Annotated in this window: 21 protein-coding genes; 11 read left to right on the forward strand and 10 right to left on the reverse strand. The window is 60.3% G+C overall.

The features are described from left to right. The first annotated feature begins 133 nt into the window (after nt 1-133). From rho to RV1423_RS09400, 4 genes are all read left to right on the forward strand, one after another. Nucleotides 134-1,396, forward strand: coding sequence for a transcription termination factor Rho (rho, locus tag RV1423_RS09385; RefSeq protein WP_034295751.1), 1,263 nt, complete (start codon nt 134-136; stop codon nt 1,394-1,396). 315 nt (nt 1,397-1,711) lie between these two features. Then, on the forward strand, nt 1,712-1,981 hold the full coding sequence (locus tag RV1423_RS09390; RefSeq protein ID WP_034295753.1) for a type B 50S ribosomal protein L31: 270 nt from the start codon (nt 1,712-1,714) through the stop codon (nt 1,979-1,981). A 226-nt stretch (nt 1,982-2,207) separates the two neighbouring features. After that, nucleotides 2,208-3,926, forward strand: coding sequence for a glycosyltransferase family 39 protein (locus RV1423_RS09395; protein ID WP_034295755.1), 1,719 nt, complete (start codon nt 2,208-2,210; stop codon nt 3,924-3,926). A gap of 90 nt (nt 3,927-4,016) precedes the next feature. Next, on the forward strand, nt 4,017-5,378 hold the full coding sequence (locus RV1423_RS09400) for an MATE family efflux transporter (RefSeq protein WP_034296049.1): 1,362 nt from the start codon (nt 4,017-4,019) through the stop codon (nt 5,376-5,378). Nucleotides 5,379-5,386: 8 nt separating this feature from the next. Here RV1423_RS09400 and RV1423_RS09405 read toward each other — a convergent pair whose 3' ends face one another. Next, the gene (locus RV1423_RS09405; protein ID WP_034295758.1) at nt 5,387-7,447 is read right to left on the reverse strand and encodes a bifunctional diguanylate cyclase/phosphodiesterase; all 2,061 of its coding nucleotides are present in this window, start codon (nt 7,445-7,447) and stop codon (nt 5,387-5,389) included. Nucleotides 7,448-7,495: 48 nt separating this feature from the next. Here RV1423_RS09405 and RV1423_RS29780 point away from each other — a divergent pair, with 48 nt between their 5' ends. Both RV1423_RS29780 and RV1423_RS09410 read left to right on the forward strand, forming a co-directional pair. Continuing rightward, nucleotides 7,496-7,888, forward strand: coding sequence for a hypothetical protein (locus RV1423_RS29780; RefSeq protein WP_155835062.1), 393 nt, complete (start codon nt 7,496-7,498; stop codon nt 7,886-7,888). Between the two features lie 170 nt (nt 7,889-8,058). Next, on the forward strand, nt 8,059-8,487 hold the full coding sequence (locus RV1423_RS09410; protein ID WP_034295760.1) for a hypothetical protein: 429 nt from the start codon (nt 8,059-8,061) through the stop codon (nt 8,485-8,487). Between the two features lie 49 nt (nt 8,488-8,536). On the opposite strand, the gene ybiB is transcribed toward RV1423_RS09410, so the two are convergent. Further along, nucleotides 8,537-9,505 carry a DNA-binding protein YbiB gene (gene ybiB / locus RV1423_RS09415; RefSeq protein WP_034296052.1) on the reverse strand — a complete coding sequence of 323 codons (969 nt, stop codon included), beginning with the start codon at nt 9,503-9,505 and terminating at the stop codon, nt 8,537-8,539. 135 nt (nt 9,506-9,640) lie between these two features. Here ybiB and tsaD point away from each other — a divergent pair, with 135 nt between their 5' ends. Continuing rightward, a complete protein-coding gene (gene tsaD, locus RV1423_RS09420) occupies nt 9,641-10,672 on the forward strand; it encodes a tRNA (adenosine(37)-N6)-threonylcarbamoyltransferase complex transferase subunit TsaD (protein WP_034295761.1) in 1,032 nt (343 codons plus the stop codon). 234 nt (nt 10,673-10,906) lie between these two features. Here the strand turns inward: tsaD and plsY are convergent, their stop codons facing one another. Then, the gene (plsY, locus tag RV1423_RS09425) at nt 10,907-11,515 is read right to left on the reverse strand and encodes a glycerol-3-phosphate 1-O-acyltransferase PlsY (RefSeq protein ID WP_034295763.1); all 609 of its coding nucleotides are present in this window, start codon (nt 11,513-11,515) and stop codon (nt 10,907-10,909) included. Between the two features lie 528 nt (nt 11,516-12,043). Further along, the gene (locus RV1423_RS09430) at nt 12,044-13,957 is read right to left on the reverse strand and encodes a sigma-54-dependent Fis family transcriptional regulator (RefSeq protein ID WP_034295765.1); all 1,914 of its coding nucleotides are present in this window, start codon (nt 13,955-13,957) and stop codon (nt 12,044-12,046) included. Between the two features lie 286 nt (nt 13,958-14,243). On the opposite strand from RV1423_RS09430, the gene RV1423_RS09435 reads away from it, so the two are divergent. After that, on the forward strand, nt 14,244-15,764 hold the full coding sequence (locus tag RV1423_RS09435; RefSeq protein WP_034295767.1) for an aldehyde dehydrogenase family protein: 1,521 nt from the start codon (nt 14,244-14,246) through the stop codon (nt 15,762-15,764). 116 nt (nt 15,765-15,880) lie between these two features. Beyond that, nucleotides 15,881-16,264: a DUF779 domain-containing protein gene (locus RV1423_RS09440; RefSeq protein WP_034295770.1), complete on the forward strand. Its 384-nt coding sequence runs from the start codon at nt 15,881-15,883 to the stop codon at nt 16,262-16,264. 95 nt (nt 16,265-16,359) lie between these two features. Here the strand turns inward: RV1423_RS09440 and RV1423_RS09445 are convergent, their stop codons facing one another. The 3 genes from RV1423_RS09445 to RV1423_RS09455 all read right to left on the reverse strand — a co-directional run bounded on the left by RV1423_RS09445 (nt 16,360) and on the right by RV1423_RS09455 (nt 18,397). Continuing rightward, a complete protein-coding gene (locus RV1423_RS09445) occupies nt 16,360-16,848 on the reverse strand; it encodes an aminoacyl-tRNA deacylase (protein WP_034295771.1) in 489 nt (162 codons plus the stop codon). Nucleotides 16,849-16,935: 87 nt separating this feature from the next. Beyond that, entirely contained in the window at nt 16,936-17,847 is a 912-nt protein-coding gene (gene xerD / locus RV1423_RS09450) for a site-specific tyrosine recombinase XerD (RefSeq protein ID WP_034295773.1), read from the reverse strand. A gap of 55 nt (nt 17,848-17,902) precedes the next feature. Then, nucleotides 17,903-18,397: a methylated-DNA--[protein]-cysteine S-methyltransferase gene (locus RV1423_RS09455; protein ID WP_034295774.1), complete on the reverse strand. Its 495-nt coding sequence runs from the start codon at nt 18,395-18,397 to the stop codon at nt 17,903-17,905. A gap of 77 nt (nt 18,398-18,474) precedes the next feature. On the opposite strand from RV1423_RS09455, the gene RV1423_RS09460 reads away from it, so the two are divergent. After that, nucleotides 18,475-19,140 carry a VOC family protein gene (locus tag RV1423_RS09460; protein ID WP_034295775.1) on the forward strand — a complete coding sequence of 222 codons (666 nt, stop codon included), beginning with the start codon at nt 18,475-18,477 and terminating at the stop codon, nt 19,138-19,140. A gap of 365 nt (nt 19,141-19,505) precedes the next feature. On the opposite strand, the gene RV1423_RS09465 is transcribed toward RV1423_RS09460, so the two are convergent. The 3 genes from RV1423_RS09465 to RV1423_RS09475 all read right to left on the reverse strand — a co-directional run bounded on the left by RV1423_RS09465 (nt 19,506) and on the right by RV1423_RS09475 (nt 22,453). After that, a complete protein-coding gene (locus RV1423_RS09465; protein ID WP_034295776.1) occupies nt 19,506-20,786 on the reverse strand; it encodes a TRAP transporter large permease in 1,281 nt (426 codons plus the stop codon). Continuing rightward, entirely contained in the window at nt 20,783-21,343 is a 561-nt protein-coding gene (locus RV1423_RS09470; protein WP_197034916.1) for a TRAP transporter small permease, read from the reverse strand. The genes RV1423_RS09465 and RV1423_RS09470 overlap by 4 nt, the downstream gene beginning before the upstream one ends. A 105-nt stretch (nt 21,344-21,448) precedes the next feature. Further along, nucleotides 21,449-22,453, reverse strand: a complete 1,005-nt coding sequence (locus tag RV1423_RS09475; protein ID WP_034295783.1) for a TRAP transporter substrate-binding protein — start codon at nt 22,451-22,453, stop codon at nt 21,449-21,451. 196 nt (nt 22,454-22,649) lie between these two features. Between RV1423_RS09475 and RV1423_RS09480 the strand changes: the two genes are divergently transcribed. Beyond that, nucleotides 22,650-24,656, forward strand: coding sequence for a PAS domain S-box protein (locus tag RV1423_RS09480; protein ID WP_034295784.1), 2,007 nt, complete (start codon nt 22,650-22,652; stop codon nt 24,654-24,656). Nucleotides 24,657-24,689: the final 33 nt, after the last annotated feature.

The following is a 24,689-nucleotide window of genomic DNA, read 5'->3' on the forward strand; positions in this document are numbered from 1 at the left end:
GCTCGTATCGCCGCCTGCGCTTGCCTGGCTGAATAGGCAAGCCCGTTCTTTTTTGGTTTTCCTTCGTTGGTTTCATTAACACACCACGTAACTCCCTCCCCCACCTTTTTTATTCCCGTCCCGGGACACTCTTATGCACTTATCAGAATTAAAGGCGTTACACGTCTCCGCATTGCTCGAAATGGCAATCAGTCTGGACATCGATAACGCAGCGCGCCTGCGCAAACAAGAACTGATGTTCGCGATCCTCAAAAAACGCGCGAAATCGGGAGAACAGATTTTTGGCGATGGCGCCCTCGAAGTGTTGCCTGACGGCTTCGGCTTCCTGCGCTCGCCCGACGCCAGCTATATGGCGTCCACCGACGATATTTACATCTCGCCTTCACAAATCCGCCGCTTCAACCTGCACACCGGCGACTCCATCGAAGGCGAAGTGCGCACCCCAAAAGACGGCGAGCGCTACTTTGCGCTGGTCAAGGTCGACAAGGTCAACGGCGAAGCGCCGGAAGCCTCCAAGCACCGCATCCTGTTTGAAAACCTCACGCCGCTGCATCCGAACAAGATCATGCAGTTGGAACGCGATATGCGCGGCGAGGAAAACATCACCGGTCGCATCATCGACCTGATCGCGCCAATCGGCCGCGGCCAGCGCGGCCTGCTGGTGGCGTCGCCGAAGTCCGGCAAATCGGTCATGCTGCAGCATATCGCCCACGCGATCACCACCAACCACCCCGACACCGTCATGATCGTCCTGCTAATCGACGAACGTCCGGAAGAAGTTACCGAAATGCAGCGCTCGGTGCGCGGCGAAGTGGTCGCATCGACCTTCGACGAACCGGCCACGCGCCACGTCCAGGTCGCCGAAATGGTGCTGGAAAAAGCCAAGCGCCTGGTCGAAATGAAAAAGGACGTGGTCATCCTGCTGGACTCGATCACCCGCCTGGCGCGCGCCTACAACACCGTGATCCCGGCATCCGGCAAGGTCCTGACCGGCGGCGTCGACGCCAATGCCCTGCAACGTCCGAAACGTTTCTTCGGCGCTGCGCGCAACATCGAAGAAGGCGGTTCGCTGACCATCATCGCCACCGCGCTGATCGAGACCGGCAGCCGCATGGATGACGTGATCTACGAAGAATTCAAGGGCACCGGCAACATGGAAGTCCACCTGGAACGCCGTCTCGCCGAGAAGCGCGTCTACCCGGCCATCAACCTCAGCAAGTCCGGCACGCGCCGCGAAGAATTGCTGATCAAACCCGATCAACTGCAAAAGATCTGGGTGCTGCGCAAGCTGATGTACGACATGGATGAAATCGAAGCAATGGAATTCATCCTCGACAAGATGAAATCCACCAAGAACAATGCCGAGTTCTTCGACATGATGCGCCGCGGCAGCTAAATACAGCGATCACCGCGCAACAATCCGGAATCCGGCATGACGACATGCCGGATTTTTTATGCCTTCAACGTCCGGATATCCACGAAAAAATTATCAAACAATTAACTTTGACAGCCTAAAAACGACGAAAGATCAGGCACAACAGCGGCAAACGACGAATCGATCCATGCCGACCGCGTTTGCATTTGACGCAAACCCATGATTTCATTGTATAATTTCGCACTTTTCATCCCCGGCAAGTGATCGGCAATCGGGTCAAGGAGCAAGACGACCGACGAAGTGGCGATTGGCTACCATTAATTTTCAAGGCAAAAAATGAAACAAGGCATCCATCCCGATTACCGTGAAGTTCTGTTCCACGACGTTTCGAACGACTTCAAATTCGTCACCCGCTCGACCATCGGCACACGCGAAACAGCCGAATTCGAAGGCAAGCAATATCCGCTCGTGAAGATTGAAGTTTCTTCCGAATCGCACCCGTTCTACACCGGCAAGCACAAGATCGTCGACACCGCAGGTCGCGTCGAGAAATTCCGCCAAAAGTTCGGCGCCGTCGGTTCCAAGACCCAAGTCGCAGCAGGCTGATTTCTGCGCAATGGCGAAAAAGGCAGCTCAGGCTGCCTTTTTTGTTTTTTGTCCGCGACAATCCGCGAACTGTCTCATCTGCCTCAATCGGCATCTGCCCGACCACGCGCCAGTTACGGTCTAATACAACTTTTAACAGTGTTTTGCTGCACAATATCGCCTGCGAACCGATACCCAGCCACCGCACCCGAATAGTGCAAAAACGTAAAAGAGCAATAACATCTTGATGAAGCCCGTCCGTCTCCCTGCCGCCGCGACCAATGCTCTGCCTCGCTGGGGCTTGCTTGCATTGGGCTTGCTGTACATCCTGCCCGGCCTGATCGGCCGCGACCCGTGGAAGAATGACGATGCCGCCAGCTTCGGCATCATGTGGACCATGGCGCACGGCACGCTGCAGGACTGGCTGGCGCCGAATATCGCCGGCATGGCGATGCCGGCCGAAAGCCCGCTGGCCTACTGGTTCGGCGCCCTTTGCATCAAACTGTTCGGCTGGCTGCTGAGCGACCCGCTGGCGGCGCGCCTCTCGACGGTGGGCTGCTTCCTGATCGGCTCGTTGTCGATCTGGTACGCCACTTACCTGCTGGGTCGCCGCAGTGAAGCGCAACCGCTCAAGCTGGCCTTCGGCGGCCAGCCGGAGCCGCGCGATTTCGGCCGCACGCTGGCCGACGGCGCTTTCCTGATTTACCTCGGCTTCCTCGGCCTGCTGCTGCACAGCCACGAAACCAGCGCCAAGACGCTGCAAATCGCGCTGGTGGCCTATGCCATCTATAGCGCGGTGCGTGTGTTCGACACCAACAAGCCGCACCAGGCGCTCTCGCTGGGAGCGGTGCTGGGCCTGCTGGTGCTCACGCACGGCTGGCTGCTGCCGGCCGGCGTGCTGCTGGGCTTGCTGACGCTGTCCGGCCTGTATCACCGCCCTGTCTTCAAATCGCTGCTGTGCGTGGTATTGCCGACGGCGCTGGCAATCTGCGTGATCTGGGTATTTTCCATCCGCGCCCTGCTGCCGGAAGCCGCTGCGCAATTCTCCACTTGGCTGAGCTGGAATAGTTATCAGATCAACTGGCCCACGCTGGCTTCGCTGAAATTCTTCCTGAAGTACGGCGTCTGGTTTGCCTGGCCGGCCTGGCCGTTCGCCGGCTGGGCGGTATACGCCTGGCGCCGCCAGCCGCAATCGCTGCACATCTCGCTGCCGCTGGCCTTCTTCATCCCGCTGACGCTGCTGGTGCTGCTCAACGTGCACAGCGAGGAAGGCATCCTGTTGCCGCTGCTGCCGGCGCTGGCCATCCTCGCCGCCTTCGGCATCCCGACCATGAAGCGCGGCGCCATCAATGCGGTGGACTGGTTCTCGGTAATGACGCTGACCACCTGCGCCGCATTCATCTGGATCGGCTGGATCGCCAAGGAAACCGGCTGGCCGGCGCAAATCGCCAAGAACGCCTTCAAACTCGCGCCCGGCTACCAACCCGGCTTCAACATGATCGCGCTGGCGATAGCGATCCTGACCAGCATTTTCTGGATATTGCTGGTCCATTGGCGCATCTCGCGCCGGCCTTCGGTGCTGTGGCGCGCGGTGGTGCTGTCGTCCGGCGGCGTAATCCTGTGCTGGGTCTTGCTGATGACCTTGTGGCTGCCGTGGATCAATTACGGCAAGAGCTATGCCGGCGTGGCGCAGCAAATCGCAGACAACATGCCGGTAGTCAAACAATGCGTGGAATCCAATGTCGGTCCGGCGCAGCGCGCCTCGTTCGCCTACTTCGGCAATGTGCGCTTCGAAGATCGTCCGGACATGCGCTGCGATTTCCTGCTGCTGCAAGACAGCATCGACAACCAGAACGCCGAACAGATGCTGCGTCAGTACGAGGGCCGCTGGCAATTGCTGTGGGAAGGCCGCCGTCCTTCCGACCGCGACGAACGCTTCCGCCTGTATCGCCGCGTAGGCCGCTAGCCCGGGCGGACGTCCCCGGTTCATCATGCGCTCCCGCGCGGATGATGGCCCCCGCCGCCTGCAGCAATGCCGGCGTTGATTTTTTATTGCATGACATCACGTACCTACACTTTTCGCATCGCCTCGCTCGCCTGGCCCATCCTGATCGGCCAGTTGGCGCTGATCGCCAACGGCGTGATCGATACCGCCATGGTGTCGCGCTTTTCAGCGATGGATCTGGCGGCGCTGGCGCTGGGCGTGTCGATTTACGTCAGCGTATTCGTCGGTCTGTCCGGCGTGCTGCAGGCGCTGCTGCCCGTCATCGGCCAGCTCTACGGCGCGCGCCGGCTCAGCGATATCGGCCTCGAAGTGAAGCAGGGATTGTGGTTGGCATTCTTCCTCAGTTGCGCCGGCAGCCTGGTGCTGCTGTTTTCGCCGGTGTTCCTGTCGTTCGCGCAGGCCTCTCCCGAGCTGGCCGAGAAGGCCACGCTCTACCTGCGCATTGAGGCGCTGGCGTTGCCGGCGACGCTGGGCTTTCGCGTTTATGCCGCGCTCAATACCGCCATTTCGCGTCCCAAGATGGTCATGGCGATCCAGATCGGCGCCCTGCTGCTGAAAATCCCCCTGAACGCCTGGTTCATTTTCGGCGGCCTCGGCCTGCCCGCTTTCGGCGGCCCCGGCTGCGCCATCGCCACCAGTCTGATTGCCTGGCTGATGCTGCTGACCGGCTGGGCGCTGGTGCGCGCCGCACCGATTTATCACGAGTTGCGCGTGTTCGGCAGCGGCTTCGTCAAACCGCAGTGGAAAGCGCAGCTTGGCCTGCTCAAACTCGGCATCCCGATGGGCCTGAGCTATTTCATCGAAGTCACAGCCTTCACGCTGATGGCGATCTTCATCGCGCGGCTAGGTGCGGTCGCCGTGGCGGGCCACCAGATCACGGCTAACGTCGGCACCGTGCTGTACATGCTGCCGCTATCGCTGGCCAACGCCACCGGCACCCTCGTGGCGCATGCCATCGGCGCGCGCGACTGGCCCAGCGCGAAAAAGATTTCGCGCGCCGGCATCCGCCTGTCGGCCATCCTGTCGGTGCTGATCGGCGTGGTAGTGTGGTTTGCGCGCGAGGACATTATCCGCGCCTATACGCCCGATGAAATCATCATCGCCTCGGCGCTGCCGCTGTTCCTGTTCATTGCCTTTTATCAGTTGTTCGATTCGCTGCAAGTGACGACCGCGTTCGTGCTGCGCGCCTATAAGGTGGCAGTGATTCCGACGGTGATCTACGCGGTTGCGCTATGGGGAATAGGATTGGGCGGCGGTTACCTCCTCGGCCTCGATCCGTTCGGCGTTTCGCCGCCATGGCTGCACGGCGCCGCCGGCTTCTGGCTGGGCAACAGCATCAGCCTCGGGCTGGTAGCGTTCTTCCTGACCTGGTATCTGCGCGTGATCCAGCGGCGCGTTGCCCAGCCGCAGTAATTGCAACTTCAGGCAAACGCCCGGCCCGGTCCAAGCAATTGCTGCACCTCGACCGCCGCAGCCGGGCGCGCCAGCAGGAATCCCTGTACTTGGTCGCAGTTGAGTTTTTGCAGCGCTTCAAGCTGAGCCTCGGTTTCCACGCCTTCCGCGACCACCTCCATATTCAGCGCATGCGCCAGCGCGATGATGGCCGATACAATGGCCAGCCCCGATTCACCACCCTGGTCGAGGCGCGAGGTAAAGAACTTGTCGATCTTGAGCTGGCGACAATGGAACTGCTGCAAGTACGCCAAACTGGAATAGCCCGCGCCGAAATCGTCGATCGCGATGTCGTAGCCGAGCGCTTGCAGATCGGTGATGATGCGCGCACTCTTTTCGACGTTCTTCATCGCCGCCGTTTCGGTGATTTCAAACATCAGGCGCTGCGGCGAAATGCCGGCCTGGCTGACGATGGCGGTGATGCTGTCGACCAGGTCGGGCCGCATCTGCAACGGCGACAGATTCAGCGCCACCTTGACCGGCGGCACGCCCGCGGCGTCCCAGCAGACAATCTGCGCGCACACTTCGCGCAAGACCCAGTCGCCGATGGAAATGATCTGGCCGGAACGTTCGGCGATTGGTATGAACTCGGTTGGACTCATGCTGCCCAGCTCCGGGTGGTCCCAGCGCAACAGGGCTTCGACGCCGGTCAACGTGCGCTCGCGGCCTTCGAACTTGGGCTGAAAATGCAGCGACAACTGGTTGTGCTCCACCGCTTGCTGCAAGGCATGGCGTATGGTCAGGTGGCGCATTGCGCTGGCGTGCATGGCCGGTTCAAAAAAACGGTAGGTGTTGCGCCCGTTCTGTTTGGCCTCGTACATCGCCGCGTCGGCGTTCTTCATCAACGCATCGACCGTATCGCCACTGTTGGGATAGACGGCGATGCCGATGCTCGACGTCACGCGCAGCGTCGCATCGTCGACGCGGAAATCCTGGCGCAGCACGCTGAGGATATTTTCCGACAGGTTTTCCACTACCTCCGGCGAAGCGAGATTGCCCATCACCACCACGAACTCGTCGCCGCCGATACGCGACACCATGTCCTCGCTGCGGATGCAGGCGCGGATGCGCTGGCCGACCGCAACCAGCAAGCCGTCGCCGACCGCGTGGCCGAGCGAATCGTTGATCGCCTTGAAACCGTCCAGATCCATGAACAGCACCGCAAACGACAGGCCGCTGCGCTTGGAGACATGGATCGCATGCTGGATGCGTTCAGCCAGCAAAGCGCGATTGGGCAGGCCGGTCAGGACATCGTGCGTGGCGAAATGCAGCAGTTTGTCGTTGGTGCGTCCGACGATTTTCTTGAGCAGCTTGGTCTTTTGCGCACCACTGAAAATCAGCGCCGCGATCAGGATGAACAAGGTGCCGAGAATCACCGCGCTCATCAGTTTGTCGCTGTCCATGCCGCCGCCGGCGCTGCCGATGCTGTCCGGCGCAAAAACGGCAGCCGCCATACCCAGGCAGTGCATGCCGAAAATCCCCAGACCCAACACCGCCGCCAGCGCAACCCGCTTCCAGAAATTGTCGCTCTTGCGCACATTGAGCATGAAGACGATCCAGATGTTCAGCGTCGCCGTGGCCATCGCCAGCATGACCGCCACCGCTGCCAGCCAATGCGTGTAATGCGGTGCCGGCGTCACCTTCATCGCGCTCAAACCGAGAAAATGCACCAGCGACAAGACCGCTCCCAGGCCGGCGCCGTCGGCCAGCATGCGCGGCCAGCGCAAGCGGCGCTGGGTGGCCCGCTGCAGCAGATACAGCGACAGGCCGATGCACAGCAACAGCGAAATGGAAGTGAGGAGCGCGTCGTAACCGACGTTGATCGGCAACTGGAACGCCAGCATGCCGGTGAAATGGGTGGCCCAGATGCCGACGCCGAACACCATCGCGCCGCCGCAAAGCCACATGCGACGATAGCGCGCAGTTTCCTGGGATGAAATGCGTTCAGCGATTTCCAATACCGTGTACGAAGCCAGGGTCGCAACAAATAGTGAAAAGCAAATCAGCAAAAGGTTATAGGAGCCAGCCATGATCTGAAAAATCCGTCTGCATCTTCCGTTCAAACTGCACGTTACGAAATGAATCTCAGTAATTCACTACAACAAAACGAAGCTGGTTCGACGCGTGGGCGGCGCATCCGATTTTTACAAACAAAAGCAGAAGAAAAGAGCGTCGCAGACGCTCATGGTTTTTGCAGGCATTGCTGGCTGTCGTTTGCTCGTTATTCATTCGCGACAACCGGCGCAATCCCTTTATCCGCGCCTATTCTAGCTCGTTTGCGTCAAATACGCCCGGCTTCCTCGCATGCATTTCCGGAGTCTGAAACAAACTGCTTTTTTAGCCATGCTGCAGTGACGCGTTACTTGCTTTGCGACATCATTGCGCGTACCGGCTTTTTCTGTCCGAGAGAACTCAGAAGGTCTGCAGGCGCTTGCCTTACCGGCCAGGAAGACTTGCCGGACGTCATGTAGACATATACCCACACGTTACAATTGTTATCTATCAGTCAACTTAAAAATAAGACAATATAAACAGACCGGCGTGACGATTCGCGGGTTTGATTATAAGTCACATCATTAGCGTAATTATTAAGAAAATTAAAAGTACCCAATTTTAAGCAACTAGGCAGTAAGTTCCAGTCATGGAAAACGCGAACGAAAAATTTGCAAAACGACTGCGCGCCTCGATGGAAAAAGCAGGATATGAGCCTAAACCTGCCGTCCTGGAACGCGAGTTCAATTTGCGCTATTGGGGAAAACCGATGACATTGCACGGCGTACGACGCTGGCTTCTCGGTGAATCCATGCCTAATCAGGACAAGCTGGAGACGCTTGCCGAATGGCTCATTGTCACGCCGCAACATCTGCGCTTCGGCGAAGAGATCGGCAAGCGGATCGACAAGCGCCGCGCCCGTTGGGAAGAAGCGATCGGCTACCGCGAACGCGAAGCTTTCGAGGCTTTCATCAACCTGCCGGCGCCGCAACGCAAGATCGTCAAGGAAGTGATCTTCGCCTTCGCCCAGATCGCCTCGCCCACATCGGAAAAAGCGAGCGGCAAAACCAAAGTCTGAACTCCCTGCCCATCATTGCATGCGTTGCATCCAGACATTGCTCCACAAGCTAACGCGCTGCGCTTAAGGCCGCAACGACAGCCACGCAATGTTCGACCTGTTCGACAATGGCAATCGGCACCGTCTTCTCACCTTTGAGCACGGCCTCGATCCAGCGTGCCGTGACGTCGGCGTCGCGGCCTTCCGGCAAATCGGGGATCTCTTCCGCCACCTTCTGCTTTTCCACCAGCATAGTGCGCTGTCCGTCATGAAACCAGTCGATCTGCTGCGCGCGCCGCGCGTTGGCGACGGTTTCGCCCTCGGTGCCGCGCATCAGGAAGGCATCGCCGCGCTGATGCGGCGCCGCGCTGCCGAAATACTTGCTCAGCATCTCCAGATATTCCGGGTGCGTATAGGAAGTCAGGCGCAAGGCCGGACCGGCGAACGGTTGCATGATCTTCACCAGCGTATGCGTGGAATTGCGCACACCCAGAATGCGGCGCATGGCCAGCAGGCGCGCCATCTTCGGCGCCAGCACCTGGATCGGGATGAAAACCGGTTGTCGGCGCGCCAACGCCGCTTCCGCTTCCTGCACGCTGGCGGCATGAGGGAGGCCGAGGGCGGCGAAGATCTCGGCGCTGGTGACGCGTTGCGGATCGTGCGTGACGCCATGCATCAGCACCGGCACGCCTTCGCGCGCCAGCAGCAAGGCCAGCAAAGGCGTCAGGTTGGCCATGTGGCGTGAGCCGTTGTAGCTGGGAAGAACCACCGGCGCATAGGCGCCCTGCGGCGCTTGCAGCGGCGCAAACGACGTTTCGGCGGCATCGAGAAAGCCGGCGATTTCGTCCACCGATTCGCCCTTGACGCGCATGGCCAGCAAGATCGCACCCAGTTCGAGATCGCTGACGCGCTCTTCCAGCATGGCCGCATACAACGTGTGTGCGTCGTCGCGCGAGAGGCTGCGGGCGCCGTCCTTGCCGCGGCCGATTTCCTTGATGAAGCGGGCCGCAGCCAGCATTTCCTTACCTGATTCCGTCATGACATCGCCCTCGTTTTTCATGTGCGCAAGGGTACACCATGAGGCAAGGCTTGCGCGCTGCCGAGGTCGGAGGCGTCTTTCCTTTACAATAGCGCCTTCGGACGCCTCGGCGCCCTCACCGTTTCCCCTGCTGCAATGATAGTTCTCGGCGTCGAATCCTCCTGCGATGAAACCGGCCTGGCGTTATACGACACGCAAAAAGGCCTGCTCGCCCATGCCTTGCATTCGCAAATCGCCATGCATGAAGAATACGGCGGCGTCGTTCCCGAGCTGGCCTCGCGCGACCATGTGCGCCGCGTCATCCCCCTGCTGAGGCAAGTCTTTGAAAAAAGCGGCATCGCCCACAACGACATCGACGCCATCGCCTACACGCAGGGCCCCGGTCTGGCCGGCGCATTGCTGGTGGGAGCCTCGGTGGCCTGCGGCCTCGGCCTGTCGCTGGACAAACCGGTGTTCGGCGTACATCATCTGGAAGGCCATCTGCTGTCGCCGCTGCTGTCTTCCAACCCGCCGCCATTCCCTTTCGTCGCCTTGCTGGTGTCGGGCGGCCATACGCAATTGATGCGCGTCGACGGCGTCGGCCAATATGCATTGCTGGGCGAAACGCTCGACGACGCCGCCGGCGAAGCCTTCGACAAATCGGCCAAGCTGCTCGGTCTCGGTTATCCGGGCGGCCCAGCGATTTCGCGACTGGCCGAATTCGGCGAACCGGGCGCCTATCAATTGCCGCGTCCGATGCTGCACTCCAAGAACTTCGATTTCAGTTTTTCCGGGCTCAAGACCGCCGTGCTGACGGTGGTCAAGAACCAGACCACCAACATCTGCGAACAGGACAAGGCCAACATCGCACGCGCCTTCGTCGACGCCATCGTCGACGTGCTGGTTGCCAAGTGCATGAACGCCTTGAAGCACACCGGCATGACGCGTCTGGTGATCGCCGGCGGCGTCGGCGCCAACAAGCAGTTGCGCGAAGCGTTGAACGCCGCCGCAGCCAAACGGCGCTATCAGGTGTTTTATCCCGAGCTGGAGTTCTGCACCGACAACGGCGCGATGATTGCATTTGCCGGCGCCATGCGCCTGCAACAACATCCTGAAGCCGCCAAACGCGACTACGCGTTCAACGTGCGGCCGCGCTGGCCGCTGGATGAATTACGCAGCACGATTTGACGAGCGTAGAAAGCCCGGCGCAGGCCGTAATGCCGTTCGGTTAAGTGTACAAAGCTCCTTGCCGCATCGTCAGTCCATCACAACTGTCGTCCTGACGGAAGTCAGGACCCAGCGTCGTATTAGACGTTTTCACGACACTGGGTCCCAGCGTGCGCTGGGACGACGACTGGGAAAACAGGCTTAACCGAACGGCATTACGGCCTGCGCCGGGCTTTCTACGTGTGAAGCACGCGGTCACTTCTTCTTCGAACCGATCCTGCTTTCCTTGCCGGCCAGCAAATTGGCGATATTCTTGCGATGGCGAAAGATCAGCAGCGCGCTCATCGCCAACACCGCCAGCAGGATGCCGTCGGCGCTGCCGAACAGCAGACCGTAGTAGAACGGAGCAAACACGCTGGCGATCAGCGCCGCCAGCGACGAATACCGGAATGCGTAGGCAACGACCAGCCATGTGACCAGCGTCGCCAGAGCGAGCCATACGTTCAGCGCCAGCAGGATGCCAAGCGCTGTCGCCACCCCTTTGCCGCCGACGAAGCGGAAAAACACCGGCCATAAATGACCGAGGAACACGGTGATCGTCACCAGCGCAATGCCGGTGTCGCCGACGCCGAATTGCGGACCGAATCTGATCGCCAGCCATACCGCCAGCCAGCCTTTGAAACCGTCGCCCAGCAGGGTCAACGCCGCCGCCTTTTTGTTGCCGCTGCGCAGGACGTTGGTGGCACCGGGATTCTTCGAGCCGTAGGTGCGCGGATCGGACAAGCCGAAGGCCTTGCTCACCACCACGGCGAATGAAATGGAGCCGATCAGGTAGGCGGCGATGGCAAACAACACTGTATTCATTAAATCCTTCTTTCTTAACGCCGTTTTACAGCGGCTTGTTTATTCTTCCAGCGCACAGTGTACCGGTTTGCTGCGCAAAACTTCACCGATTACCCCCGGCGCAATCCCTCCCGATCAGGAAACCGCGCCGGCCGCCGTTGATGCAAATCGTCGGAATCGCAACTAGTTCGCACGGCGTGCTTGCCAAGCCAATCCTGCTACGGAACCGATCTGTCTTCCCAGTACGATTTTTGCCCATTTTGGGAAACGAGTCTTATACAGGACGATTATCCTTGGCGCTACAAAAATGTGGGGTGGCACGACTTGGGCACCGAACACATGCATTACCCTCCGTCAAGTCGATATGGACGGCGCTGACGTTCATTGGGATAGGGTCAAAAGCTCGCCGGTTGTCAGCGCGCTTCCACAAATCAGCTTCCCATCAGGGACGTTTATGGTAAGCGGAAAGTTCTGACCGGAACAGTCGGACCGGATACCCGATTCGCGCCGCCGGTTTCCGGCGGGACGACAGCACCGCCTCAGCGTGCATCAGGTCTGCATCTTCCGATACAAGGTCTGCCGGCTGATGCCCAAGGTGCGCGCGGCCAGCGAGACGTTGCCCAGGCTTCGTTCCAGCGCCTGCTCAATGGCGTTGCGCGACAGTTCCTTGAGGTTCTGAGGCGCCTCCTGCGATGCCGGCAGCGTTGCTTGCGGCCGAGCCAGCAAGTCCTCGGCGATGTCGTCCGGCAAGTGCCTCCAGTCGATGCAGGTTTCATCGGCATCGAGCATGGCGGCGGCCGTGCGCAGCACACTTGCCAACTGGCGCAGGTTGCCCGGCCAGGCATGACTGCGCATCTGTTCCCGCAGTCCTGGCGCCAGATGCAGATCGCGCCGGGGATGCAGATCGTTCAGGATCTTTTCCGTCAGGCTGAAAAAATCGCTGCGTTCGCGCAGTGCCGGAAGCTGCACCGTCAGTCCGTTGATACGGTAATACAAATCGCTGCGGAACGCGCCCCTGTCGGCCTCTTCACGCAGCTTGCAATGGGTCGCGCACAACAAGGCGAAATCGACCGCCACCGCAGCGCCGCCGCCCAGCGGCGTCACGCTGCGTTCCTGCAAGACGCGCAACAAACGCGTCTGCATCGGCAACGGCATGTCGCCGATCTCGTCGAGGAACAGGGTGCCGCCATGCGCCTCGCGCAAGCGGCCCGGACTGCCGCCCTTGCGCGCGCCGGTGAAGGCTCCCGGTGCATAGCCGAACAGTTCTGCTTCAATCAGATGTTCCGGAATCGCGGCGCAGTTGATGGCCACAAACGGGCCGTTACGACGCTGACTGCTGTCATGCGCGGCGCGCGCAAAATACTCCTTGCCGGTGCCTGACTCGCCCTGGATCAACACCGGAATCGCTTTGTCCAGCACGCGCCGCACCTTGTCGGCGGCGCCGCGCCATTGCTGGTCGCCGCTATCGAGCGCGGCCAGCGCATCGGCCGGCGGGATCACCGTGGCCGGCCTGGAACTGGCCGGCGCCAGCACCGCATGATCGACCTGCAACTGCACAAACAGCAGCGTGCCGTCATGCAAGCGCACCGGCATCAACTGGCCCGGCCGGCGGCGATGAGACGCCAGCAGGGTTTCCAGAACGAGATCCATGACATTACCGAGCTGCACGGTGCCGATCTGCGGCGCGGTCAAATGCAGCAACGCCAGGCCGATACGATTGGCGCCCACGATCCAGCCGTCGCCGGACAAGGCCACGATGCCCTCGGCCACGGTGCCGATGCCTTCGGCCTGCCCGTGCAGATGCAGCCGCAGATGTTGCTGGCGCCGGCAGTCGGCCGTCAGCAAGCGGTTCTCGATCATGCGCGCGGCCGTGTTGACCAGGCCCAGCGTATGCGGATGCCCGCTGTGTTGCTCGCCGGATACATCGAGGATACCGAGCAATTTTCCGCTGGAGGACATGATCGGCGCAGCGGCGCAGGTGAGAAAACCGTTGCGCTCCAGAAAATGTTCGGCGCCGTGGATTTCGATGGCGCATTCCTCGGCCAGCGCCGTACCGATTGCGTTGGTGCCGCGCTGGGCTTCGTGCCAGGATGCACCGGTAGATAAGGCGACCCGCTCGGACTTGTTCATGAAGTGCGGATCGCCCAGCGTATGCATGAGCGTGCCGCGGTTGTCGGCCAATACCACCACGCTTTGCAGCGGATGGACCTGTTCAAAGAGGTATTGCATGACAGGACGCGAATACGCCAGCAGTTCATGATTGCGCGTGAGCACCTGGCGCAACTCCCCACTGCTGGAAAATTCTGCGGCGGGCAGCCGGCCGGCCGGCAGCAAACCTGCCGCCACGCTGCGCTCCCAGGAACGCGCCAGGCGCTCGCTGATGGCGCCGACAGGCGTGTTGCCATGATCGATCAGGTGTTGCCGTGCATGGCGCAAAGCCAGTGCAGAGCTTGAATGTCGCACGGTGTCTCCTCGACGTCGGGTTACGCCCGACTATTGTGCCCCCAGTATAGAAATACTTCGAGGATATGCGCAATGCCTTTGCCGGCGATGCCATCCGACTGTCACGTTTTGGAACAGTTGTCACATTCCGGATCGTTCCAGATCCACCGCAAAGTACCGCCCAAGCCTCTCGTCAATCAAAAAACAATCAACAAGATCAATGACTTATGAAACACCGCCGATTTGGCACAGGAATTGATAGATAGACGTATCCATCAGGGATTTCAATAACTAGCAGGAGACCGACATGATCTACGTATCCCCCGGCAACGCCGGCGCCAAAATCGCATACCAGGCTCAGTACAACAACTTCATCGGCGGCAAATGGCTCGCCCCGGTGAAAGGGCAATATTTCGACGTGATCACGCCCATCAGCGGCAGGCCATATACCAAAGTGGCTCGCTCCACGGCCGAGGACGTCGAACTGGCGCTGGACGCCGCCCATGCCGCGGCCGACAGTTGGGGCCGCACGCCGGCCGCCGACCGCGCCAACATCCTGCTCAAGATCGCCGACCGGCTGGAAGCCAATCTGGAATTGCTGGCCTACGCGGAAACCGTCGATAACGGCAAACCTATCCGCGAGACACTCAACGCCGACCTGCCGCTGACGGTCGATCACTTCCGTTATTTCGCCGGCTGCCTGCGCTCGCAGGAAGGTGCGCTCAGCAATATCGACGAAAACACCGTGGCCTATCATTTCCAGGAACCGCTGGGCGTGATCGGACAAATCATCCCGTGGAACTTCCCGATTCTGATGGCCGCCTGGAAGTTGGCGCCAGCCATAGGCGCAGGCAATTGCGTGGTGCTCAAACCGGCTGAATCGACGCCGATCAGCATCCTGATCCTGGCCGACCTGATCGCCGACCTGCTGCCGCCGGGCGTGCTCAATATCGTCAACGGCTACGGCCGCGAAGCCGGCATGCCGCTGGCCACCAGCAAGCGCATCGCCAAGATCGCCTTTACCGGTTCCACCACCACCGGCCGCGTGATTGCCCAGGCCGCCGCCAACAATCTGATTCCGGCGACGCTGGAGCTGGGCGGCAAGTCGCCGAATGTGTTCTTCGCCGACATCATGGACAAGGATGACGGCTTTCTCGACAAAGCCATCGAAGGCCTGGTGCTGTTCGCCTTCAACCAGGGCGAAGTATGTACCTGTCCGTCGCGCGCACTGATCCAGGAATCGATCTACGACAAGTTCATGGAACGCGTGCTCAAGCGCGTAGCCGCCATCAAGCAAGGCAATCCGCTCGACACCGACACCATGATCGGCGCCCAGGCATCCCGCGAACAACTGACCAAGATCCTGTCCTATCTCGATCTGGGCAAACAGGAAGGCGCGCAACTCCTGGCCGGCGGCGCGCAGGCGCAATTGCCGGGGGAACTGGCCGACGGCTATTACGTGCAGCCGACACTGTTCAAGGGCCACAACAAGATGCGCATTTTCCAGGAAGAAATCTTCGGGCCTGTGCTGGCCGTGACCACTTTCAAGGACGAAGCCGAAGCGCTGGAAATCGCCAACGACACGCTCTACGGCCTCGGCGCCGGCGTCTGGAGCCGCAACGGCAACGTCGCCTATCGCATGGGCCGCGCCATCAAGGCCGGACGCGTCTGGACCAACTGCTATCACGCCTATCCGGCGCACGCAGCGTTCGGCGGTTACAAGGAATCCGGCATCGGCCGCGAAACCCACAAGGTCATGCTGGACCACTACCAGCAAACCAAGAACCTGCTGGTCAGCTACAGCGAAGAAAAGCTGGGCTTTTTCTAAGCCATAGAACAGCGGTATCGTTCACCAAGGGGACGGGCTGCCGTCCCCTTTATTGTCTCTAAACCGGCGGTGGCGCTACCGTGTCGCGTGCCGATAGGCGGGAGCGGGAGAAAACCATGGTTGATAAAGTCATCGCTACGGCGGCTGCACTGGAACTGGTCGCCCATCTGAAGCAAAAACATGGCGACCTGATGTTCCACCAGTCCGGCGGCTGCTGCGACAACAGTGCCGCGAATTGCTACCTGCCGGGTGAAATCACCATCGGCGCCGGCGACGTCTATCTGGGCGATATCGGCGGCTGCCCGTTTTACATCGGCCGCGCCCAATATGCGTACTGGAAGCACACGCAACTGATCATCGACGTAATCGACGGACATGGCGGCACCTTCTCGCTGGAAGGGCCGGAAGGCAAAGCCTTCCATACCCGCTCGCGCGTGTTCAGCGACGAGGAAATGGCGCAGATGCTGCGCGAAGAAAAAGAAGCAGCAGCGGAGAAATGAACGGGCGAACGGGCGCACCCGATTCCAACCACGAGAATTTTTTTGGTAAAGCGACATCCGACGCCCAAGCTTGCATGTCCCCCTGGCGGAAGGCGTTATTGATTTAACGCCACATTGACAAGTCGTATGTCGAGCACTCGGGCCAATTCGGCGGGCGGCATGCTGACCAGAAATCCTCTGCGCCCGCCGTTGATGTAAATCAATGGGAGTTCAAGAACGCTGCTCTCCGCATAGACCGGCATTTTCTTCCTGGTGCCGAAGGGACTTGTCCCTCCCACCAAAAAGCCGGTATGCCGATTCGCAATCTCGGGACGACATGGTTCAATCTTTTTGCACCCAGCTTGACGCGCCAGCTCCTTCGTTGAAACTTTGCAGTCGCCGTGCATCAGCACAATCAAAGGCTTCTCTGTTTCATCTTCCATAATCAGCGTCTTGATCACCATGTGTTCGCTGACGCCTAACGCCAGCGAGGACACTCTGGTTCCTCCGTGCTCTTCATAAGCATAGCGATGGCTTCCATAGACCACTTTATGCGCGCGCAAGTATTTGGTAGCTTGCGTTTCCGGACCATTTTCGATTTTCATTTTTCCACAGCCAGACAGGGGCATGATCTTGCGTAATACTTCATCAAATCCGGGCAGTTCGGGGCGAAGAGCTTTCTTGACACGCACTTAACCGCGCGGATGATGTTCCGCATGCAATTTCTTCAGGCGCTCGCGCGCCACGTGAGTATATATCTGCGTCGTTGAAATATCCGCATGGCCCAGCAGCAACTGCACCACGCGCAGGTCCGCGCCGTGATTGAGCAAATGGGTGGCGAAGGCATGGCGCAAGGTGTGCGGCGACAGCGGCGCGCGGATGTCGCCTTGCAGCGCGTACTTCTTGATCAGCGTCCAGAACATCTGGCGCGTCATGGCGCCGCCGCGCGCGGTGACGAACAGGGCGTCGTCGACCTGGCCTGCGAGGATTACCGGACGGCCTTCGTGCAGGTAACGCTCGATCCAACTGCGCGCTTCTTCGCCGAACGGCACCAGGCGTGTCTTGTTGCCCTTGCCGGTGATGCGCAGCACGCCTTCGTTCATGCCGACTTCCACCGACTTCAGCAAGACCAGTTCGGATACCCGCAGGCCGCTGGCGTACATCAGTTCCAGCATGGTGCGATCGCGCAGGCCCAGCGGCGTGGCGACGTCGGGCGCGGCCAACAAAGCGTCGACCTGCCCTTCCGACAAAACCTTGGGAAAGCGCGGCGGCTGCTTGGCCGACCTGAGGCGCAGGCAGGGATCTTCGCCGATGCGGTTCTGCCGCAATGCCAGCAGGAAAAACCGCTTGAGCACCGCCAGGCGGCGATTGGCCGAGCTGGCCTTGGTGTCGGCATGACGCGCCGCGAAATAGGCGTTGAGGTCGTCCGCGTCGGTGGCCAGCAGATCCTTGTGCCGCTGGGTCTGCAGCCAGTGCGCGAACAAGCTCATGTCGCGCCGGTAAGCTTCCAGCGAATTCTTGGCGAGCCCATCTTCCAGCCACAACGTGTCGCAGAATTCATCGATGGCGACCAGGCTGGCGCCGGTGGCTTCGACCTTGGGCATTTTGCCGGCGACGGCTTTCCGTGCTTTGGGCGCAGACCTGGCAGCCCTGTTTGCCTCAATAACCATCGACGCCTTCATGCGCCAGCAGCCAGCGCTTCACGCCGATGTGGAAGCAGTCCTCGCTATCGTGATGCGAGAAACCGCCGATGCCGCCCGACGCCGTCACGCGATGGCAGGGCACCACCAGCGGAAACCAGTTGGCGCCGCATGCCTGCCCCACCGCACGCGGCGCCGACTGGATGAATTTGGCGATCTGGCCGTAGGTGCGAACCTCGCCGCTCGGAATCGACGAGATCGCCGCCCATACCTTGCGCTGGAATTCGGAACCCACTTCGGCCAGAGGCAGCCTGAACCGGTAGTCCGGCTTTTCGATATAACACAGGACCTGCTTTGCCGCCTTGTCGGCCAGCGCATCGGTGGCGTCCTTTTCGCGAAAGTGTTTCGGCAGATACACCATCTCCTGCAGCACGCCCGCGGAAGTGCGAATACCGACCGCGCCGAACGGAACGTGTACGATGGCGGAAAAGATGTCGCCTGCTTGTGCTTTCATGATTCTGAAACATTAAAGGAATACGCTATTTAAGCACATTGCCGCCGTCCCCTGCCACCTCACCAAGGATCCCGCCTATGCCCAACAGCCCCGTCAGCCACGCCGATCACCTGGTCGTCACCGCGCCCACGCTTGCCGCGGGCGTCGCCTATATCGAACAGACGCTGGGCGTGTCGCCCCAGCCTGGCGGCGAACATGTGCGGATGGGAACGCACAATGCTTTGCTCAAGCTGGGACACGGTTTCTACCTGGAGGTGATCGCCATCAATCCGGCGGCGCCGGCGCCGGAACGCGCACGCTGGTTCGGACTCGATTATCTGACGGCCGGCAGCAAACCGCGCCTGGCGACCTGGGTAGTGCGCACCGATGATATCGAAGCTGCCGTGGCCGCAGCGTCTGCCGCCGGCATCTCGCCCGGTCCCATAGAGGACATGAGCCGCGGCGCGTTGCAATGGAAAGTCACGATCCCCGCCGACGGCAGGCCATTGATGGACGGTGTCATGCCCAGCCTTATCCAGTGGCATACATCGAGCCACCCGACCGACAACATGAGCAATCAGGGATGCGCGGTGGTGAGGCTTGAAGGTTTCCATCCGCAAGCGGAAGCGATTGCGCTGAGCCTCAAGCAAATCGGATTGCAGAGCCATGTCGCCATGCACCGTCCCGCTGAGGGACAAGCTCCGCATCTGCTGGCGCTGATCCAGACGCCGACGGGAATGCATCCGCTCGGCTTGTCGACGTAGCCGCGTTTGAAAGAAGCAACGGCGCGGCAAATAAAAAAGGCGCATCTGACGATGCGCCTCAAAAATGACCCTTGTGCGTCCCGGCCGTTTAAACAGCTTCTTGAACCCACGTCTCCTCAGTATCCTCGGTATCAATACCGTTTGTTATGTATCACCCACTTCAAATCTTGTTTCAAAGCCATGACCACCAACAATACTGCGACTGAAATCCCGTTGTCCTTTCAGACGAAGGTCGCACTTTAACAGTACTTGCCCCGCATTAAAAGTATTTTTTGCGCAAATTCAAAACATATTTTTTAACAATATTTCCCTAATACAACATCGCCGCCATCACCGCTTCCGACAGGCAATGGCGGTGGTTTTCCTCAATCAAAAACCAGGTTGGGCAGCCACAGCGAAATCTGCGGCACATAGGTCACCAGCGCCAGGAATGCCAACATCGTCAGCAGCCACGGCATCACCGCCACGGTGAGTTCGGTAATACCCATCTTGGTGATGCCCGAGGCCACGTACAGGTTCAGGCCGACCGGCGGATGGCACATGCCGACTTCCATGTTGACCACGATCAGGATGCCGAAGTGGACCGGATCGATGCCCAGCTTCATGGCCACCGGGAACAAGATGGGCGCCATGATCAGCACGATCGAAGAAGGCTCCATCACATTACCGGCCAGCAACAGCAGGACGTTGACCACCAGCAGGAAGGTGATCGGGCCGAGGCCGCTGTCGGTGATCATCGCCGCCATCGCCTGCGGAATATTCTCGCTGGTCACCAGGAAGGAGAACAGCACCGCGTTGGTGATGATGTACAGCAACATGGCCGACATGGAAGCCGAGTCCAGCAAGACCTTGGGCACCTGCTTCAGGCTCATGTCCTTGTAGACGAACACGGCGATGATGAAGGCGTATACCGCCGCCATCGCTGCCGCTTCTGTCGGCGTGAAAACGCCGGTGTAGATGCCGCCCATCACGATCACGATCAGGAACAGACCCCAGCCGCTCTTGCGGAAAGCCGCCGCACGCTCGGCCCAGCTCGCCTTCGGCAGGCGCGGGTAGTTATGCTTGCGCGCCAGGTACCAGGTCGTGAGGCCGAGCATGACCGCCAGCATCAGGCCCGGCACCACGCCCGCCATGAACAGCTTGCCCACGGAAGTGTTGGTCGAGACCGAATACATCACCATCACGATCGACGGCGGAATCAGGATGCCCAATGCGCCGGAAGTGGTGATGACGCCCGCGCCGAACTTGTTGGGGAACCCCTGGCGCACCATTGCCGGCAAGATGATCGAACCGATCGCCACCACCGTTGCCGGCGACGAGCCCGACACCGCCGCAAACAGTGCGCACGCCAGCACGCCGGCCAAGGCCAGGCCGCCGTGCCAGTGGCCGACCATGGCCGTGGCGAAGTTGATCATGCGTCGCGCCACGCCGCCGTGCGTCAGGAAATTGCCGGCGAGAATGAAAAACGGGATCGCCATGATCTCGAACTTCTCAATGCCCGTGAACAGCTTCAGCGCCACCGACTGGATCGGCACGTCGGTCATGGTGAACAGGAAGGTCAATACCGTCAGGCCGAGCGAAATCGAGATCGGCATGCCGGTCAGCATCAAGCCGAACAGCAGGACGAAGATGATTGCTGCATTCATGCTTTTTCTCCTTTGATTTCTTCATCGAGGCCTTCGACGTAAGCGTGGTCGTGTTTGGGCAGTTCACCGGTCTTGATGAAGGCCCAGGCCACCTGGAGAAAACGGAAACACATGAGGTAGGAACCCAGCGGGACAGCCATATAGACCATCCACATCGGCAACTCCAGCACTTCAGATGTGCTCGAGTGCTGGCTGATCTCCCATACGAATTGCGCCCCCAACGTACCGACGATGCCGGTAAACAACGCGCCCGCCAGCAAACCGAAAACGACGAACTTGTTGCGCCACGGTGCGTTCATGCGGTTGATCAGCACATCGACGCCGACGTGGATGCCGGTGCGCACACCATACGCGGCGCCGAACTTGGCCATCCACACGAACATGTAGATGCACAGCTCCTGCGCCCAACTGGTGTTGATCTGGATCAGTTGATCCTGCAGCCAGGGAATCGGCAGGCCGGAAGCGTAGCGGTGCACCACCGCCACGAAAATGATGAGGGTCGCAGCCGCCATCAGGAATGCAATCAGCCACTCTTCCAGGTGGTCGAGAAATTTCAGCATTACGTCTCCTCGTTGGGAACAGGCCGGTCATCGAACGCAACCCGCTCCCGTCAGTTTTCTAGACGCAGGCGCGCAACGCGATGCGCGCCTGCGACGATGTTGTTATTTCTGACCCAGCGCTGCCGCTTCCTTGTTGACCGAGGCAATCAAGTCCTTGCCGATGCGATCGGCCATCTGCGTCTGCACCGGCAGCAAGGCTTTGCGCCACTCGGCTTTTTCCTTGTCGTTCAGGTAATAGATGGTGGTCTTGCCGGTCTTTTGCACAGCGGCCAGCGCGGCATCGTTCTCTTGCTGGGCGATGGCGTTGGCGTACTTGGTGGCGTCCTTCATCGCGCCTTCGAGCGCGGTGCGGATATCGGCCGGCAAGCCGTCCCAGAACTTCTTGTTGACGATCACTGCATAGCCCAGGTAGCCGTGATTGGAAACGGTCACGTGCTTCTGCACTTCATGCATTTTCTGGGTGTACAGGTTGGAAGGCGGATTCTCGGTGCCGTCGACCACGCCGGTCTGCAGCGCCTGGTAAACCTCGGAGAAGGCCAGCACCTGCGGGTTGGCGCCGAGTGCGCGCATTTGCGCATCGAGCACCTTGGACGACTGGATGCGCATCTTCAGGCCGCGGAAATCGGCCGGCGCGTGCAGCGGCTTGTTGGCCGACATCACCTTGAAGCCGTTGTCCCAATACGCCAGGCCGGTAATACCCTTGGGTTCCAGCTTCTTGAACAATTCCTTGCCGATCGGACCTTCGGTGACGCGATACAGCACTTCCTTGCTCGGGAAAATATACGGCAAGTCGAAGACTTCGAATTCCTTCACGCCCAGCGGACCGAACTTGGCCAGCGACGGCGCCAGCATCTGCACGGCGCCCAGTTGCAGCGCTTCCAGTTCTTCCTTGTCCTTGTACAGCGTGCTGTTCGGATAGACCTCGACCTTCACGCGGCCCTTTGTGGCTTTCTCTGCCAGCTCCTTGAAGCGCTCGGCGCCTTTGCCCTTGGGCGTATCGTTGGCGACCACATGGCTGAATTTGATGACGATGGGCGCCTGGGCGAATGCATTGCCGGCGATGACGGCTGCGGCGGAAAGCGCGAATACCAATGACTTGAGTTTCATTTGTCGTCCCCTTTTCGGTTTATAAAATTTTATAGAAACAGATATAGTCACAATTCTGACGTGAGCGGCATTTTGCCACGAAGGAAATGCACCACAAGTGTGGATAACCACAATTCACGTGGTGCGCCGCAACATCCACTGCGCCGCGACGCCTCGCGATAAACTAGGCGCACTCCCATATCACTCACAAGGCGCCATGACCCCGCCGCACATCTCCACGCCGTCCCATTTACTGTCGCCCGGCCGCCGCCACCTGCTGCGCTGGGCCATGCCCATCCTGCTGGTGCTGCTGTTCCTGATGACGCTGATCTGGCTGCCGCGCCAGGCGCAACAGATGGAATCGAGCGAGCGGCAGGAACAACTGATTGCCGATTCGCTCTGGGTGGAGCAGGCGATCCGCTTCCAGTTGAGCCGCGACGACGAGAGCATGCGGCTGATCGCCCGGGAAATCGCCGGCGACCATCTGAAAAAGGAACAATTCCGCAGCCGCCTCAACGCGCTGCTGCGCAACAACCGCGAGTTCTATCGCGTGACCTGGTTCGACGCCGACGGCAAGCCGGTCGCATCGACCGACGACTTTCCGGTGTCGCGCCATGAGCTGTCCGAACCGTCCCAGCAAACGGAAGCGCATGCGCGCACCATCCACCGCCCGCTATACAGCGCCCCAGCGGTGCCGCCCGGCATCGCCGAGCCGATGCTGATGGACTATCACATCCCGCTGTATCGCGACAACCGCTTCATCGGCAGCGTCGTCGCCAGCTATTCCTTGTCGCGCGTGCTCAATGAAATGGTGCCGTGGTGGTTCGCCCAGGACAACGAAATCATCCTCACCGACACCGACGACAAGGTCATCGCGCGCCGCACTGCCGGCGGCCCCGGCCTGAACGTCTACACCCACCGGCGCGAACTGGAATTGCCCGGACTGACCCTGCGCCTGCACACCAACAGCACCAAGAGCGCGCCCAAACTGCTGCCCAACCTGCTGGTGGGTTCGGTCATCGTGCTGTCGCTGGGACTACTGTGGAGCCTGTGGGCGCTGTGGCGCGACATCAATCGACGCATGACGGCGGAAGAAGCGCTGGTGCATGAAGTGTCCTTCCGCACCGCAATGGAAAATTCGCTGGTCACCGGCATGCGCGCTCGCGACCTGGAAGGCCGCATCACCTACGTCAATCCGGCCTTTTGCAAGATGGTCGGCATTCCCGCCGACGAGCTGGTCGGCAAGATCCCGCCCATGCCCTACTGGGCGCCGGAAGCCATGGACGAGTACCAGGAACGCTTCTCCAAGGTGCTGGCCGGACGCATCACGCCGCAATTCGAGACCATCTTCCAGCGCAAGGACGGGGAACGCTTCCCGGTGTTGATTTTCGAATCGCCGCTGGTCGACCAGAACGGCAAGCAAACCGGCTGGATGGGCTCGATCCTCGACGTCACCGACCGCAAGCGCGCCGAAGACCTCAACCGCATGCAGGAAGAAAAGCTGCAAGCCAGCGCGCGCCTGGCCAGCATGGGTGAAATAGCCTCGACGCTGGCGCACGAACTGAACCAGCCGCTGGCCGCGATCTCCAGCTACACCACCGGCGCGCTCAACATGATGCAGAACGGCGCGCTCGATCCGTCCTCGCTGCAGCCCGCGCTGGAAAAGATCAACACCCAGGCGCAGCGCGCCGGCAACGTCATCCGCAGCGTGCACCAGTTCGTCAAGAAGCGCGAGCCGACGCGCCAGCCGGTGTCGATCAAGACCATCGTCGACAACATCACGCCGCTCATCGAGTTGCAGGCGCAGCAATTCCTGGTGGTGCTGCAGACCGCCATTCCGGCCAACCTGCCGAACGTACTGGGCGACGCCGTATTGCTGGAACAGGTGCTGCTCAACCTGACCCGCAACGCCATCCAGGCGATGGCGGCGATCGCGCCGGAGCGGCGCATCCTGCGCATCGCCGCCGCGCTCGACCGCCAGACCTCGTCGCAGCAGTCGAACCGACAATCGATCGTGGTGTCGGTGGTCGATCAGGGCCACGGCATTGCGCCGGAAGTCGCCGCCGGCCTGTTCTCGCCGTTTTTCTCGACCAAGACCGAAGGAATGGGCATGGGGCTCAACATCTGCCGCACCACCATCGAGTTCCACGGCGGCACGCTGACCTATGCCAACAACCCTACTGGAGGTACAATCTTCCGCTTCTCCCTGCCCGTGCAGGATTAACCCCAACAAAAACGCGCGCGCCCCCGGCCAAGC

The sequence above is a fragment of the Herbaspirillum sp. RV1423 genome (assembly GCF_000577615.1).
Lineage (GTDB): Bacteria > Pseudomonadota > Gammaproteobacteria > Burkholderiales > Burkholderiaceae_D > Herbaspirillum.

What these genes read in the sequence shown, in the direction of transcription:
- rho (WP_034295751.1), top strand. Translation starts at nt 134, where the DNA reads ATGCACTTATCAGAATTAAAGGCGTTACACGTCTCCGCATTGCTCGAA.
- RV1423_RS09390 (WP_034295753.1), top strand. Translation starts at nt 1,712, where the DNA reads ATGAAACAAGGCATCCATCCCGATTACCGTGAAGTTCTGTTCCACGAC.
- RV1423_RS09395 (WP_034295755.1), top strand. Translation starts at nt 2,208, where the DNA reads ATGAAGCCCGTCCGTCTCCCTGCCGCCGCGACCAATGCTCTGCCTCGC.
- RV1423_RS09400 (WP_034296049.1), top strand. Translation starts at nt 4,017, where the DNA reads ATGACATCACGTACCTACACTTTTCGCATCGCCTCGCTCGCCTGGCCC.
- RV1423_RS09405 (WP_034295758.1), bottom strand. Translation starts at nt 7,447, where the DNA reads ATGGCTGGCTCCTATAACCTTTTGCTGATTTGCTTTTCACTATTTGTT.
- RV1423_RS29780 (WP_155835062.1), top strand. Translation starts at nt 7,496, where the DNA reads ATGAATCTCAGTAATTCACTACAACAAAACGAAGCTGGTTCGACGCGT.
- RV1423_RS09410 (WP_034295760.1), top strand. Translation starts at nt 8,059, where the DNA reads ATGGAAAACGCGAACGAAAAATTTGCAAAACGACTGCGCGCCTCGATG.
- ybiB (WP_034296052.1), bottom strand. Translation starts at nt 9,505, where the DNA reads ATGACGGAATCAGGTAAGGAAATGCTGGCTGCGGCCCGCTTCATCAAG.
- tsaD (WP_034295761.1), top strand. Translation starts at nt 9,641, where the DNA reads ATGATAGTTCTCGGCGTCGAATCCTCCTGCGATGAAACCGGCCTGGCG.
- plsY (WP_034295763.1), bottom strand. Translation starts at nt 11,515, where the DNA reads ATGAATACAGTGTTGTTTGCCATCGCCGCCTACCTGATCGGCTCCATT.
- RV1423_RS09435 (WP_034295767.1), top strand. Translation starts at nt 14,244, where the DNA reads ATGATCTACGTATCCCCCGGCAACGCCGGCGCCAAAATCGCATACCAG.
- RV1423_RS09440 (WP_034295770.1), top strand. Translation starts at nt 15,881, where the DNA reads ATGGTTGATAAAGTCATCGCTACGGCGGCTGCACTGGAACTGGTCGCC.
- RV1423_RS09445 (WP_034295771.1), bottom strand. Translation starts at nt 16,848, where the DNA reads ATGAAAATCGAAAATGGTCCGGAAACGCAAGCTACCAAATACTTGCGC.
- xerD (WP_034295773.1), bottom strand. Translation starts at nt 17,847, where the DNA reads ATGCCCAAGGTCGAAGCCACCGGCGCCAGCCTGGTCGCCATCGATGAA.
- RV1423_RS09455 (WP_034295774.1), bottom strand. Translation starts at nt 18,397, where the DNA reads ATGAAAGCACAAGCAGGCGACATCTTTTCCGCCATCGTACACGTTCCG.
- RV1423_RS09460 (WP_034295775.1), top strand. Translation starts at nt 18,475, where the DNA reads ATGCCCAACAGCCCCGTCAGCCACGCCGATCACCTGGTCGTCACCGCG.
- RV1423_RS09465 (WP_034295776.1), bottom strand. Translation starts at nt 20,786, where the DNA reads ATGAATGCAGCAATCATCTTCGTCCTGCTGTTCGGCTTGATGCTGACC.
- RV1423_RS09475 (WP_034295783.1), bottom strand. Translation starts at nt 22,453, where the DNA reads ATGAAACTCAAGTCATTGGTATTCGCGCTTTCCGCCGCAGCCGTCATC.
- RV1423_RS09480 (WP_034295784.1), top strand. Translation starts at nt 22,650, where the DNA reads ATGACCCCGCCGCACATCTCCACGCCGTCCCATTTACTGTCGCCCGGC.